At 32.3% G+C, this 14,041-nt stretch carries 16 protein-coding genes; all 16 read left to right on the plus strand.

Annotation, left to right across the window (positions count from 1 at the left end; genetic code table 11):
- The first annotated feature begins 31 nt into the window (after positions 1–31).
- Complete coding sequence (locus tag NST98_RS16295) at positions 32–595, plus strand: DUF6470 family protein (protein WP_016837986.1); 564 nt, start codon at positions 32–34, stop codon at positions 593–595.
- A gap of 14 nt (positions 596–609) precedes the next feature.
- Entirely contained in the window at positions 610–1,053 is a 444-nt protein-coding gene (gene fliW / locus NST98_RS16300) for a flagellar assembly protein FliW (RefSeq protein ID WP_340715564.1), read from the plus strand.
- Positions 1,053–1,274, plus strand: a complete 222-nt coding sequence (csrA, locus tag NST98_RS16305) for a carbon storage regulator CsrA (protein WP_016837988.1) — start codon at positions 1,053–1,055, stop codon at positions 1,272–1,274. Before fliW ends, csrA begins: the two co-directional genes overlap by 1 nt.
- A gap of 210 nt (positions 1,275–1,484) precedes the next feature.
- Positions 1,485–2,306 (plus strand): flagellin N-terminal helical domain-containing protein, encoded by an 822-nt coding sequence (locus NST98_RS16310; protein ID WP_340715565.1) that lies wholly within the window; start codon positions 1,485–1,487, stop codon positions 2,304–2,306.
- A 100-nt stretch (positions 2,307–2,406) separates the two neighbouring features.
- Positions 2,407–4,110: a motility associated factor glycosyltransferase family protein gene (locus NST98_RS16315; RefSeq protein ID WP_340715566.1), complete on the plus strand. Its 1,704-nt coding sequence runs from the start codon at positions 2,407–2,409 to the stop codon at positions 4,108–4,110.
- The gene (locus NST98_RS16320; RefSeq protein WP_339289081.1) at positions 4,107–4,448 is read left to right on the plus strand and encodes a hypothetical protein; all 342 of its coding nucleotides are present in this window, start codon (positions 4,107–4,109) and stop codon (positions 4,446–4,448) included. Before NST98_RS16315 ends, NST98_RS16320 begins: the two co-directional genes overlap by 4 nt.
- A 14-nt stretch (positions 4,449–4,462) precedes the next feature.
- Positions 4,463–5,437, plus strand: coding sequence for a UDP-N-acetylglucosamine 4,6-dehydratase (inverting) (gene pseB / locus NST98_RS16325; protein ID WP_016837992.1), 975 nt, complete (start codon positions 4,463–4,465; stop codon positions 5,435–5,437).
- 33 nt (positions 5,438–5,470) lie between these two features.
- On the plus strand, positions 5,471–6,628 hold the full coding sequence (gene pseC, locus NST98_RS16330; RefSeq protein ID WP_016837993.1) for a UDP-4-amino-4,6-dideoxy-N-acetyl-beta-L-altrosamine transaminase: 1,158 nt from the start codon (positions 5,471–5,473) through the stop codon (positions 6,626–6,628).
- A complete protein-coding gene (locus NST98_RS16335; RefSeq protein ID WP_016837994.1) occupies positions 6,625–7,353 on the plus strand; it encodes a cytidylyltransferase domain-containing protein in 729 nt (242 codons plus the stop codon). The genes pseC and NST98_RS16335 overlap by 4 nt, the downstream gene beginning before the upstream one ends.
- Before the next feature lie 8 nt (positions 7,354–7,361).
- Entirely contained in the window at positions 7,362–8,378 is a 1,017-nt protein-coding gene (gene pseG, locus NST98_RS16340; RefSeq protein WP_016837995.1) for a UDP-2,4-diacetamido-2,4,6-trideoxy-beta-L-altropyranose hydrolase, read from the plus strand.
- A 15-nt stretch (positions 8,379–8,393) separates the two neighbouring features.
- The gene (locus NST98_RS16345) at positions 8,394–8,960 is read left to right on the plus strand and encodes a formyltransferase family protein (protein ID WP_016837996.1); all 567 of its coding nucleotides are present in this window, start codon (positions 8,394–8,396) and stop codon (positions 8,958–8,960) included.
- A gap of 1 nt (position 8,961) precedes the next feature.
- Positions 8,962–10,008, plus strand: coding sequence for a pseudaminic acid synthase (gene pseI / locus NST98_RS16350; RefSeq protein ID WP_016837997.1), 1,047 nt, complete (start codon positions 8,962–8,964; stop codon positions 10,006–10,008).
- A gap of 528 nt (positions 10,009–10,536) precedes the next feature.
- Entirely contained in the window at positions 10,537–10,680 is a 144-nt protein-coding gene (locus NST98_RS16355) for a hypothetical protein (RefSeq protein ID WP_172597779.1), read from the plus strand.
- Between the two features lie 215 nt (positions 10,681–10,895).
- Positions 10,896–12,071: a glycosyltransferase gene (locus NST98_RS16360; RefSeq protein ID WP_340715567.1), complete on the plus strand. Its 1,176-nt coding sequence runs from the start codon at positions 10,896–10,898 to the stop codon at positions 12,069–12,071.
- 27 nt (positions 12,072–12,098) lie between these two features.
- Positions 12,099–12,965: a glucose-1-phosphate thymidylyltransferase RfbA gene (gene rfbA, locus NST98_RS16365; protein ID WP_016837999.1), complete on the plus strand. Its 867-nt coding sequence runs from the start codon at positions 12,099–12,101 to the stop codon at positions 12,963–12,965.
- On the plus strand, positions 12,962–14,041 hold the full coding sequence (locus tag NST98_RS16370) for a DegT/DnrJ/EryC1/StrS family aminotransferase (protein WP_340710226.1): 1,080 nt from the start codon (positions 12,962–12,964) through the stop codon (positions 14,039–14,041). The genes rfbA and NST98_RS16370 overlap by 4 nt, the downstream gene beginning before the upstream one ends.

Here is a 14,041-nt window from a genome sequence, read left to right on the forward strand (position 1 = left end):
AACGCTTTTCTTGAAATGAAGGTGATTTTAAATGAAGTTTCCCCAAATTCAAATTCGTACATACGATATCATCCTGGATTTACAAATTCATGATCCTGTTCAAATTATTCGTCAACCAAAAGCCACACAGCATATTGAACAACCTGCTGCTATTTTAGAAATAAACACTACACGTGGACAATTGATAATCGATTCATCTCAAGCTCGACGTGACATTGGAATGATTGGTCCATTAGAATCGGTTGAAAATTATGCCAAAGAAGGAAAAAAGGCCGTGCTGGAAGGGATCGCAAGAAGAGCTAGAGAAGGGCGACAAATGATGAAGAATGCCGGGAAAGACTTAGGACGTCAAACAATCCAAAATATTGCGAAGCAGAACCATGGACCAAAACGAGTACCATTCAATGTAAAATTTGTCCCGTCTGTAGGCTCTGTAAAAATTGATTATATCCCTGGTGAAACGGAAATAAATATTACACCACAAAAACCGAAAATCGATGTGCAAGTGAATAAACCAATTCATGAATATACACCTGGGAAAGTAACGGGTGAAGTACTACAATACCCAAGAGTTGAAATCGATGTCATCTTATAGATAGGAGAAGAAAAATGCAAATTCACACAAAGTTTTTAGGTGAAGTTGAAATACAGGAAGAAGAAGTTATCACGTTAACGAGCGGACTTTTAGGATTTGAAGAATATACGAAATATGTATTACTTCCTTTAGATAAGGATAGTCCATTGGCGATATTTCAATCCATTGAAGAATCGCAAATAGGTTTTGTTGTTGCGTATCCTTTTGCCTTTAAAAAAGATTATGCATTTGATATTAGTGAAGTAGATAGAAAAGAGTTACAAGTTGAAAAAGAGGAAGATGTAATTGCTTATTCGATTGTAACATTAAAAGAACCTTTTGAAGAATCAACCCTAAATTTACTTGCTCCAATTGTAATTAATAGCGTAAAAAAATGTGGAAAACAAATTGTATTGCAAGACAATCAAGCTTATCCTTTACGCTTTCCTATCGCTGAACTAAAAGGAAGTGTAAAGTGATGTTAGTTTTATCGAGAAAAACAAACGAGTCAATCATCATTGGAGATCATATTGAAATAAAAGTATTAGCAATTGAAGGAGAACAAGTAAAATTAGGTATAGTTGCACCAAAATCCGTAAAAGTCCACCGAAGTGAAGTGTTTGAAGCCATTCAAGAGCAAAACAAAGCAGCATTAAATATTGATACAAATATAATTCACAAACTAACGAATAGAAAATAATTCAGAATTGGCCATCACAAGATGTGGTGGCTTTTTTAAATTAAAAATTTCAGAATAAAAGGCTAGAAAATTTTTTCAAAAACTATTAAACAATTTAATTTCATTACGATATATAAAGTGTAAGGCTCGAGAAATACATAACTAGACTTGAGTCGAAATTTTCCACACGGATGTGGATGAATTAATAACAATTTCAAGGAGGAATTCATAATGAGAATTCAACACAATATTTCAGCTTTAAACACTCACCGTAACCTAACATTCAATAACTCTCAAGCAGCTAAAAACCTTGAGAAATTATCTTCAGGTTACAAAATCAACCGCGCTGGAGATGACGCTGCAGGTTTAGCAATCTCTGAAAAAATGCGCGCTCAAGTTCGCGGTCTTGACATGGCATCTAAAAACGCTCAAGACTCAATTTCTTTAATCCAAACAGCTGAAGGTGCTCTTAACGAAACTCACGCTATCTTACAACGTATGCGTGAACTAGCTGTACAATCTCGTAACGACACAAACGTAGAATTAGACCGTAAATTCTTACAAGATGAGATTGCACAATTAATCGAAGAAATCGATCGTATTGCTGATACTACTGAGTTCAACACTCAAAAATTATTAAACGGTGACCTTGCTGGTTCTGGCGCTTTAACTTTCCAAATTGGTGCTAACGAAGGTCAAACTATGAGCTTAGCAATCAATGATATGGGTACATCTTCATTAGGAGTTGCTTCTATCTCTATTTCATCTGGTGGCGGAGCAAGTGATGCAATCGTATCTATTGACGATGCTATTGAAAAAGTTTCTACACAACGTTCTGCACTTGGTGCGGTACAAAACCGTTTAGAGCACACAATCAACAACTTAGGTGCTGCTTCTGAAAACTTAACAGCTGCTGAATCTCGTATCCGCGATACAGACATGGCGAAAGAAATGATGGAATTCACTAAGAATAACATCTTATTACAAGCAGCTCAATCTATGTTAGCTCAAGCTAACCAACAACCACAAGGTGTACTTCAATTATTACAATAATAATGAAGTAAATAAAAAACTCGCATTTCTTTGGAATGCGAGTTTTTTTATTTATGAAATATAATTAGTTACCGATATATTAAGTAGAGAGGTGTAAATAATGACAGACGTGCAAATTGAATATGTAAAAGGGAAAACAGGCATCGAAACGATGAAAGTAAATGGTTACTTTTTACATAGTAAATATGATCCTATAAGAGAAGCGAATGAATTTGCTAAAAAAAACTATAGACCGGGTCATGTACATATACTGTTTGGTTATGGAAAAGGTTATTTTGTAGAAGCCTTATTAAATGAATTTAAATCAAATGAGAATTTGATTGTTATTGAACCAATATTAACAAATAGTGGATTAGACAAGGAAGGTATTGTTTTTATACAATCAAATTCTATTGATGAAATAGCTGAGGAAGTTAATAAGAATTCCCAAATGTTTGTTCTAAACAATGTACATATTATCTGTTCTCCCAATTATGATAAAATATTCCAAAATTTATATAAAGAATTACTAATTAAATTAAAAGAAAGAGTCTCTATTAATAGAATTAATATAAATTCAATAAATAAAATGGCTCACGAATGGCAACGAAACTATTTATATAATATAAAAAATGGAATTCATGACCATTCTATTCATGTACTTCATAAATATACGAATTCACCCGTTGTAATTGCCTCAGGCGGCCCATCTCTTACTAAACAGATTCCGTTATTAAAAAAAATAAGGGATAAAGTGCTATTAATTGCTTCTGGATCTACTGTAAACACATTGCTAAAAGAAAATATCGAACCGGATTATGTAGTATCAATTGATAGCCAAGAGGTTAATTATAATCATTTTAAGGACTTAAAACTGAAGCATGCTAAACTAATATATAGCATGTTCAATCATTATAAAATTCGAGAAAGTTTTTATAATGATGCTTTTTATTTTGTTCAAAAAAATGAAAAAGCATTAGCGTCCCATTTAAATAACATCGTTCATACAAAAGTGGAAGGAATCTATGGTGGCGAATCGGTGGCAAACTATGCCTTTACCATTGCAAATTATATTTCTAGTGGTCCAATCGCATTAATTGGTCAAGACTTAGCATATACGGATAATAAATCTCACGCTGAAAATAATAAACATTTTAAAATGATTACTGAAGAAGATATTATTAAAAGAGGAATGTTCTATACAGAGGGATATTATGGAGATAAAGTGTTAACAGATAGTGCGTTTTTAGCTATGAAAGAATCATTTGAAAGATTAATTAAAACCATTCCTGTCAACGAAAATATATTTAACTGTACAGAAGGCGGAGCGAAAATACATCACTTTAAACAAATTCCTTTTAAACAATTTATTGAAACATTTGTAACAGACCATATTTCTACCGAATCCTACAAGAAGGAAATCATAGAAGTAAATAATAATGAGATCATTCAATTATTTAATAATGAACTGGAAATTTTAAAAAAAATAAAACGTTTAGTAGTAGAAAATTTGAGTTTAATATCATCTAACAAATATAATACTCACTTTTCTGAGAATATTTTGAAAAAGATGGATAGAAATGATAAAGAAATTGAAGAGAAACGAAATAAAACTAGTTTACAAGTAATAATGGGCCCTCTAAATATCGCCATATTAAAAAATTATACTCCTAAAAACAATGAGACACCTCAAGAAGCATATAGTCGTGTTGTTGAACAAAACAGAGCTCTTTACAATGGATACTTAGAGGCAATCGAAATTACTCAACAATATATAGAAAATTTATGTGAACATTTAAAAATAGAAGGAGAAAGAAATAGATGAATACAGAAATATTAGAAGTAATGGAAAGTTATAATGGATATTTAAATAAAATTTCTGAAGGTTGTATTAGCATTGCAGAATATTTGCGAAACAATAATATAGAAGAAGCTTTAAAGTTAATTTTATATTTTTCAGAAGGTGTAAATTGGTTATGTGAAGTGAATGAGAAGCTTCGTTCAGTGGGAATTAACAATCCTTTACAAATTGATAAAATTCATGATTTTTTAAACGAAATCAATGAGGGGCTTGAAATTCAAGATTATATTATCGTTGCGGATATATTTGAATATGAAATAAAAGATTTCTTTGAAAATGCTACAAGATATGTAACACAATGAAAGGTTGAAACAAAATGACACATATATTAGATAACAAGACGGTATTAATAACTGGAGGAACAGGTTCTTTTGGAAAGAAATTTGTTTCTAAGGCATTACAATCAAAAGTAACCAAAGTAATTGTTTTTAGTCGTGATGAACTAAAGCAATATGAGATGAAACAAGAGTTTAAAGATGAACGATTGAGATTTTTCATTGGTGACGTTCGGGATAAAGACCGTCTTTATCGTGCTTTTGATGGTGTGGATATTGTCATTCATGCAGCAGCGATGAAACATGTGGATGCTTGTGAATATAATCCATTTGAAGCGATCAAAACAAACATTCATGGTGCACAAAATATCATTGAAGCGGCAATAGATAGAGGAGTAGAAAAAGTTATAGCATTATCTACCGACAAGGCTTGTAGTCCTGTTAATTTATACGGAGCTACTAAGCTAGCTTCAGATAAATTGTTTGTCGCTGCAAATGCTTATGTAGGGGAAAAGAAAACACGTTTTGCTGTAGTACGATATGGAAATGTAGTGGGGAGTCGCGGAAGCGTAGTTCCTTTTTTCAAAAAAATTCGTCACACTGGGACAATTCCTATTACTGACGAGCGGATGACACGATTTTGGATTACACTCGATCAAGGAGTGCAATTTGTTATAGATAATTTAAAGCGCATGCAGGGAGGAGAAATATTTGTACCGAAAATCCCTAGTATGAAGGTTACTGATCTCGCAAAGGCAATTGCACCTGAGTGTGAAATTGAAATTATTGGTATTCGTCCAGGTGAAAAATTGCATGAAGCAATGATTACACAAGATGACGCACGACATACTGTTGAATTTGATGATTATTATGTTATTCTTCCTGAATTATCATGGTGGAAAACAGAAGCACTTCCAGGCGGCAAACCGTTACCAGATGGATTTGCTTATACTAGTGACACAAATTCGCAATGGTTGACAATTGAGGAGTTAAAAGAGTTAGTGGAAGAAATGTAGTCATTGACTATATTCTATTAGGAGATTAAAAATATGCGAGAATTATATTTACCTTATGGAAATCAGTGGATTGATAATGAGGATATTCAAGAAGTAATAAATGTATTAAAAAGTGATTTTATAACGACGGGACCTAAAATACAGGAATTTGAAAATATTGTTGCAAAATATGTTGGTGCAAAATATGCAGTTGCATTTTCAAGCGGTACAGCTGCTTTACATGGCGCTTGTTTTGTTGCAGGTATTGGTGAGGGGGATGAAGTGATTACAACCCCAATTACTTTTGCAGCAAGCGCTAATTGTGTGAGGTATGTTGGAGGAAATGTTGTATTCGCTGATATTGATGAGCAAACATATAATATAGATCCTAAGGAAATTGAAAAAAACATTACTAAAAGAACAAAAGCGATAATCCCAGTACATTTTACAGGGCAACCGGTGGATTTAGATGCCATTCATGCAATTGCTAAAAAACATAATTTAATTGTGATTGAAGATGCTGCTCATGCACTTGGGGCTACATATAAAGGAAAAAAAATCGGTTCAATTAGCGATATGACTATGTTTAGCTTTCATCCAGTAAAACATATTACAACTGGTGAAGGCGGAATTATTACAACAAATAATGAACAATATTACGAAAAACTTCTTCAATTCCGTGCTCATGGAATTACACGTAACACAAAGCTATTAGAGAAAAATGATGGTCCTTGGTATTATGATATGCAGTTTCTTGGATTCAATTATCGCATGACGGATATACAAGCAGCACTTGGAATAAGCCAAATGAAGAAATTAGATAGTTTTATTAAGCGAAGAAAAGAAATTGTGAATAGATATAATGAAGAATTTTCACAAGTTAGCGAGATCATTACACCTTATCAACATGAATTTTCTGATTCTAGTTGGCATCTTTATATTATTCAATTAAGACTAGAAAAGTTAAATGCTTCTAGGAAAGAAGTTTTCGAAGAATTATTAAATTTAAATATAGGTGTTAATGTCCATTATATACCTGTACACACCTTGTCCTATTATGAAAAACTAGGTTATAAAAAGGGAAGTTTACCAAAGGCTGAGAAATTGTATGAAAGAATTATAACGTTACCACTCTTTCCAAAAATGACTGATGATGATGTAACGGATGTAATTCAATCGGTAAAAAGTGTTATTTCGAAGGTGAAAAAATGAAAATCGTGGCAATAGTTCAAGCAAGAATGGGATCAACAAGATTACCAGGGAAGATTATGAAAGAGGTTAAAGGAAAACCTTTGCTTTTATATCAATTACAACGTTTGAAAGCGTCACGATTGATTGATGAAATAGTGATAGCTACAACGATTGAAGAACAAGATAATGTTATTGAAACGTTTTGCAAAAATTTTGGTGTTTCATATTATAGAGGATCAGAATTAAATGTTTTGGAACGATATTATGAAACAGCCGTTAATTTTCATGCAGACATTATCGTTCGTATAACTTCAGATTGTCCAATAATAGACCCTGAAATAGTAGATAAAACGATTCAATATTTTTTAGATTCAAAAAAATATGATTATGTTTCAAATACAATAAAACGTACATACCCAAGAGGTTTAGACGTTGAAGTTTTCTCTTATAGTGCATTAAAAGAAGCTTTTCATCATGCCTATTTAGAGAGAGATCGCGAACATGTTACTCCATACATTTATATGAATAAGGATAAGTTTAACATTGGAACAGTATGCAACAGCGTTGATTATAGTAAATATAGATGGACAGTAGATACTCAAGAAGATTTTGAGTTAATAAAATTAATTCTTGAGCACTTATATTTTAAAAATCCATATTTTACAATGTTCGATGTAATTGAGTTAATGGAGCGTAATCCTAGTTGGTTTAACATTAATGCACATATTGAACAAAAGAAAATTTAGGTGATGGAATGTACATCTTTATAAGAGTGGATGCTTCAGTAGAAATAGGCACAGGTCATGTAATGAGATGTTTGACATACGCACACCAACAAAAAAATAGAGGGAATAAAATAGCGTTTATATGTAGAAGAAAAAACGGCGATTGCATTGAATTAATAGAAGAGAATGGATTTAAAGTATTTGCATTACCTGAAGTAAAACAGCCTTTATGGGAGTACACGGAAAAATTTTGGGAGACAGATGCTGAACAGACAATCCAAATTTTAAAAAAATATGTAGTTAAACAAGTCGTTATTGATCATTACTCAATAGAGGAAAAGTGGGAAAAGAAGATTCGTCCATATACAAAAGAAATTATGGTAATTGATGATTTGGCGAATCGTAAACATGATTGTGACTTATTATTAGATCAAAATTTTTATTTAGATATGAATAGTCGTTATGAAGGATTAGTTCCAAAACATACAAAGTTATTGCTCGGACCAAAATATGCCTTACTTCGTGAAGAATTTAAATTAGCACGAAAAAAAGTAAAACCTTTTAATGGAAAAGTAGAGAGATTATTTATCTTTTTTGGTGGAAGTGACCCGACAAATGAAACCGAAAAAGTATTACAAGCGATAAAACCACTAATTGAAAAATTTGAATTGATGGTAGATGTAGTAGTTGGAAAATCGAATCCTAACAAAGAAAAAATTAAGGAACTCTGTAAATCTATAAAGGGTACAAGTTATTATTGCCAAATTAATAACATTTCAGAATTGATGCTTAAAGCTGATTTGGCTATTGGAGCTGGTGGAGCAACAACATGGGAAAGAATGTATTTATTGTTACCATCAATTGTAATTTCAGTAGCAGAAAATCAAATTGAAATTGCCAACGCTTTACATAAGAAAGGGTTAATAACTTATCTGGGGCATTATGATAAAGTGGATCGACACGTTTTACATAATCAATTACAGTATTTACTATTAAAAACAGATTTACTTTTAACACAAAGAAATAAAATAGAAACTTTTATGTAAACCGGGAGTCTTATTATGAAAATTTTATATTTAGGCCCTAATAGACAACATATGATTACATTTTTAGAGAGTTTTTCTGATGAAGTGATACAAACTGAAGAAAAAATTTCTAAAGACTTTGTAAAAGACTTTGATTTTATTGTTAGTTATGGATATCGGCATATCATTGGAAAAGATATTATTGATTATATGAAGAACAAAATCATAAATTTACATATTTCATTTCTTCCTTGGAATAGAGGAGCAGATCCAAACTTTTGGAGTTTCCTAGAAAATACAAAAAAAGGAGTAACGATCCATTATATAGATGAGGGTATAGATACTGGCCCAATCATTGCTCAAAAAGAAATTAATTTTTCTGGGGATATTACTTTACGAGAAAGTTATGACGTATTATCGAAAGAAATTGAAGCTCTCTTTATTGAAAAATGGCCAGAAATTAGACTAGGAAAATGTAATTCAACTCCTCAGAATTTAGAGGAAGGATCTATCCATTTTAAAAAAGATATTAAAGAATTTGAACATTTATTAGTTGATGGTTGGGATACTCCAGTATCAAAATTAAAAGAAATGAGGAAATAAAATGAATTTTGATACGTCATTACTTCATAATACGACAAAACCATTTATAATTGCTGAAATGTCAGGTAACCATAATCAATCTCTTGAAAGAGCACTCGAAATAGTTGAAGCTGCTGCTAAATCTGGAGCACATGCTATAAAAATACAAACATACACTGCAGATACACTGACTTTAAATGTAGAAACCAAAGACTTCATGATTCAAGATAATGAGAGTTTATGGAAGGGAAAGTCATTATACGAATTATATAATGAAGCTTATACACCTTGGGAATGGCATAAACCAATTTTTGATCGAGCGAAAGAGCTTGGATTGATTGCGTTTAGTACCCCCTTTGATGAAACCGCGGTTGATTTTTTAGAAGAATTGGACGCCCCATTATATAAAATTGCTTCATTTGAAAATAACCATTTACCATTAATTAAAAAGGTTGCCTCAACAGGAAAACCAATGATAGTTTCTACAGGGATGGCGACGTTAGCAGAACTAGATGAGTTAGTTCGAACTGTAAAAGAAGCTGGATGTAAAGATTTAGTATTACTCAAATGTACAAGTACTTATCCGGCTTCACCTGAAAATACAAATATCTTAACAATTCCACATATGAAACAATTGTTTGATGATGTTCAAGTTGGTCTATCGGATCATACAATGGGAATTGGTGTAGCTGTTGCAAGTGTTGCATTAGGTGCAACCGTCATTGAAAAACATTTTACTTTATCACGTGCGGATGGTGGCGTCGATTCTGCTTTTTCTTTGGAACCGGATGAAATGAAAGCACTAGTTGAGGAAACTGAAAGAGCATGGTTGGCACTAGGAAAGGTAACGTATGGTATCACGGATAAAGAGAAAGCTTCATTAAAATTTAGACGCTCTATATATGCATCTAGAGATATTAAAGCAGGTGAACCATTTACGAAAGATAATATTCGAATTGTTAGACCAGGATATGGAATTGAACCAAAATACTATGAACAAATATTAGGGAATATTTCAAAAAAGAATATTAGTAAGGGAACTGCGATTACATGGGAGCAAATCTTATAATTCTTAATTGTAATTCAGTTTTGTTTGGATAATTAAACCCGTTACCTTTTATATATTCCGGTAATTTATGAAGGTGATGAGATTTTTGAATCCATCACCTTTTTTAGTGCGCCTGGCATGGGTGTAATCTATAGGGTGTAAGTCCCGAACTGTGAAGGCAGAAGTAACAGTTAGCTTAACGCAAGGGTGTCCGTGGTGACGCGGAATCTGAAGGAAGCGAGCGGCAAACTTCCGGTCTGAGGAACACGAACTTCATATAAGGCTAGGTATCATTGGATGAGTTTGCTAAACAAAACAAAGTCCTTTCTGCCAAAGGTGGTACAGAGTAAATGAAGCAGATAGATGGAAGGAAAGATTACATTCTTACCCGGGGAGGTCTGGCGGATATGTGAAGTACGCTTCATAACCTACTTAGTGATAAGTAGCTGAACCGTCAGAAGTCAGCAGAGGTCATAGTATTAGTTGGTTTAGAACTACTAAGAAGGACCGAACAATTAAGAGAGAATAGCCCTTGGCATTCAGTGAGTCATGATGAACACAGAAAACGTAGTACCTCACTTGAGGAAGGAAGCGGTGAATCCCGTGGGAGACCTCTTGGAGGGTGGAGTGACCACTGGCATAAAGAGAACAGCTATTCACGGAAGTTATAAAGACTTGCGTCAATCATCTTAATTGAACCGCCGTATACGGAACCGTACGTACGGTGGTGTGAGAGGACGGGAGTTAATCGCTCCCTCCTACTCGATTTTATTAAACCATGTATAAAGAATATCTATTAACATTACGAAGTTTGGAATTGGTCAAAAGTAAATGCTATATAAGTGCCAATAATGAACTTACTAAGTTTCGGTATTGTTTTTCTACTTTAATATACAAGGAGTTATTATATGAAAGCCATTTTATTACAAGGGAATAGTCAATATGACGTTTTGAATACAACGACAACCTTTTTTTCAAAAGCAATGAGTTCTTACGGAATAGAAAATATAATCTGTAATTTGAATATTGTTTCTGCTCAAGAGTATTTAGAAATAGTTAAAACTTTTAAACCAGATTTTACTATATCCAATAATCCGATTTGTTATCTCTATGATGGAATTACTCATCATGAGTATACTAATATTCCTCATATCGTTAGATTGGGAGATCATCCGTACTATCATGTTGGGGAAAGAGCATTGAAAAATCCAAATGCAAAAACAGTATTCACAATTGCCCCGCAACAGATTTATGTAAGTGCATTTGAAAAATTAAATGTTAATCGTTACTCAATATTAAACATCAGTCCATCAACTGAAAGGTTTAACATACCATTCGATAATAAAATTTTTCCAATGGTATTTTTTGGTTCTATTATTGATCCTTATAAAAAAGTTGATGAATTACGAGAGAAAAGTGAAAATCTTTATAATTTGGTAAATCAATTTATTCAAGTAATTATTAACAAATTGAGCACAGAATTACAATTACTAGAGGAATCCATTGAAATTTATTTTGAAAATTTCCTAAAGGAAAATCTACCTCTACCTGAATCTGAAATTATTAACATTAGTCGTACTTTGTTTCCAATAATTGATAGTTTTTATCGAAATTTCACTAGAATAATCATTTTGCAAGAGTTTGCTGAAACAGGATTGCAAATGTGGATTTTTTCAAATGGTGATGCCCATCAATACTTTAGTAAATATCCTAATGTGATTATAAAACCATCTGTATCGTATTTAGATTGCATCAACATTATTGCACAGAGTAAAGTGGCACTTAATGTTACACCATTTTTTAAAACTACACATGAAAGAATTAGTAATGCCCTTTTTAATTCAACATTGCTTTGTTCGAATGAAATGGAAGATTTAACAACGAATCATCCAAATATAAAACAATCTTCTCTTTTTTATAACTTAAATAGTATTAATCATATTTCTGAAACAATTAAAGAAATTATTAAAAATAAAGAAAAATACAATAGGATGATTGAGTTAGGTAGAGAAATCGCAACTAATAATTTCAGCTATGAAAAATATATGTCGTCGTTAGTTGATTTATATAGAAATGTTATTTAATCAATACATAATTTTTGGGGTGAAACAGTGAAAGGGATTATTTTAGCTGGCGGTAGTGGAACAAGATTATATCCTATTACAAGAGGTATTTCTAAACAACTCTTACCAATATACGATAAACCGATGATTTATTACCCACTTTCAGTATTGATGTTAGCTGGAATTCGGGAAGTATTGATTATTACCTCTCCAAAGGATTTACAGTCATTCCAGAGTCTGTTTGGAAGCGGTAAAAGTTTAGGAATGGAGATAACTTATAAAGTTCAAGAAAAACCAAGAGGGCTCGCAGATGCATTCATCATTGGGGAAGATTTTATAGGAAATGATTCTGTTTGTTTAATATTAGGGGACAATATATTTTTTGGACAAGGTTTTACACCTATTTTAAAAAAAGCAACTACTTTAAAAGAAGGGTCTATTATATTTGGTTATCAAGTAAAAGATCCTTCAAGATTTGGTGTAGTCGAATTTGATGAAAATAAAAACGTTATTTCAATTGAAGAAAAGCCAAGTATTCCAAAATCTAATTATGCAGTAACTGGATTGTACTTTTATGATAACGATGTCATTCAAATAGCAAAAAATTTAAAACCTTCCGCTAGAGGTGAAATTGAAATAACAGATATTAATAATGAATATTTAAAACGTAAAAAACTCCAAGTTCGATTACTGGGCCGCGGTTTTGCATGGTTAGATACCGGTACTTTTGAAAGTCTTCTAGAAGCAAGCCAATTTGTTGAAACGGTGCAAAAAAGGCAAGGGTATATGATTGCTTGTTTAGAAGAAATCGCAATGAACAATGGATGGATTGATGTGCCAGAAATAACAAGTCCTCCTAAGAATTCTTACGACCAATATGTATTAAGTTTAATCAAAAAGGACGATAAAAAATGATTAATGTAACCAAACCGTTCCTCCCTCCACAAGAAAAGTATACAAACTTAGTTAAAGGCATTTGGGAAAGAGCTTGGTTAACAAATAATGGTCCGCTGGTACAAGAACTTGAAATGAAATTAAAACAATACTTAAATGTTTCTTCTTTACACTATGTTTCTAATGGCACAATAGCATTACAACTAGCGATTAAAGCATTAGATTTATCTGGGGAAATTATTACAACGCCTTTTTCTTTCGTAGCAACAACAACAGCAATTTTATGGGAAGGATGTACTCCTGTTTATGTTGACATCCGTCCAGATACTTTATGTATAGATGCAGATAAAATAGAAGAGGCAATCACAGAAAAAACATCAGCTATTCTTGCAACCCATGTGTACGGAATCCCTTGCGATGTTGAAACTATTAATCGAATTGCAAAAAAATATAATTTAAAAGTTATTTATGATGCTGCTCATGCTTTTGGAGTGAAATATAAAGGAGAGTCCATTTTACAATATGGGGATCTGTCTACTTTAAGTTTTCATGCTACTAAAGTTTTTCATACAATTGAAGGCGGCGGAATTGTAAATAATGTTGGACCAGATATTGATATGTTTATAGTGCAATTAAAAAATTTTGGTCAACAAGATAATATACCGATAGTAGAAGGAATTAATGGGAAAAATTCAGAGTTCCATGCGGCAATGGGGATATGTAATTTAGAATACATAGATTTAAATTTAATAAAGCGGAAAAAGTTAAGTGAAATGTACAATAATTTGTTAAATCCTAGCCTTCAAGTTTTAAAAATTGGTAATGAAGTAGAGTATAACTATGCATATTTTCCAATCCTTTTTGAAAGTGAAGAATTGTTATTAAAAGTTAAAGAGTTATTACAAGCCAATAGTATTCAATCAAGAAGATATTTTCATCCTTCATTAAATAACTTACCGTATATTCAATCTAAACATAATTGTCCGATATCTGAAGATATTTCGAAGCGGGTTCTTTGTTTGCCATTATATGCAGATTTGGCTATGGAGGATGTTCAAAAAATTGCATCTATAGTTAACTCTGCAATTGAAAGGTAG

Source organism: Ureibacillus sp. FSL W8-0352, assembly GCF_038004345.1.
Taxonomy (GTDB): Bacteria; Bacillota; Bacilli; order Bacillales_A; family Planococcaceae; genus Ureibacillus; species Ureibacillus thermosphaericus.

Excerpts from the sequence above, each read along its gene's own strand:
- NST98_RS16295 (WP_016837986.1), top strand. The coding sequence starts at position 32 with ATGAAGTTTCCCCAAATTCAAATTCGTACATACGATATCATCCTGGAT.
- fliW (WP_340715564.1), top strand. The coding sequence starts at position 610 with ATGCAAATTCACACAAAGTTTTTAGGTGAAGTTGAAATACAGGAAGAA.
- csrA (WP_016837988.1), top strand. The coding sequence starts at position 1,053 with ATGTTAGTTTTATCGAGAAAAACAAACGAGTCAATCATCATTGGAGAT.
- NST98_RS16310 (WP_340715565.1), top strand. The coding sequence starts at position 1,485 with ATGAGAATTCAACACAATATTTCAGCTTTAAACACTCACCGTAACCTA.
- NST98_RS16315 (WP_340715566.1), top strand. The coding sequence starts at position 2,407 with ATGACAGACGTGCAAATTGAATATGTAAAAGGGAAAACAGGCATCGAA.
- NST98_RS16320 (WP_339289081.1), top strand. The coding sequence starts at position 4,107 with ATGAATACAGAAATATTAGAAGTAATGGAAAGTTATAATGGATATTTA.
- pseB (WP_016837992.1), top strand. The coding sequence starts at position 4,463 with ATGACACATATATTAGATAACAAGACGGTATTAATAACTGGAGGAACA.
- pseC (WP_016837993.1), top strand. The coding sequence starts at position 5,471 with ATGCGAGAATTATATTTACCTTATGGAAATCAGTGGATTGATAATGAG.
- NST98_RS16335 (WP_016837994.1), top strand. The coding sequence starts at position 6,625 with ATGAAAATCGTGGCAATAGTTCAAGCAAGAATGGGATCAACAAGATTA.
- pseG (WP_016837995.1), top strand. The coding sequence starts at position 7,362 with ATGTACATCTTTATAAGAGTGGATGCTTCAGTAGAAATAGGCACAGGT.
- NST98_RS16345 (WP_016837996.1), top strand. The coding sequence starts at position 8,394 with ATGAAAATTTTATATTTAGGCCCTAATAGACAACATATGATTACATTT.
- pseI (WP_016837997.1), top strand. The coding sequence starts at position 8,962 with ATGAATTTTGATACGTCATTACTTCATAATACGACAAAACCATTTATA.
- NST98_RS16355 (WP_172597779.1), top strand. The coding sequence starts at position 10,537 with ATGATGAACACAGAAAACGTAGTACCTCACTTGAGGAAGGAAGCGGTG.
- NST98_RS16360 (WP_340715567.1), top strand. The coding sequence starts at position 10,896 with ATGAAAGCCATTTTATTACAAGGGAATAGTCAATATGACGTTTTGAAT.
- NST98_RS16370 (WP_340710226.1), top strand. The coding sequence starts at position 12,962 with ATGATTAATGTAACCAAACCGTTCCTCCCTCCACAAGAAAAGTATACA.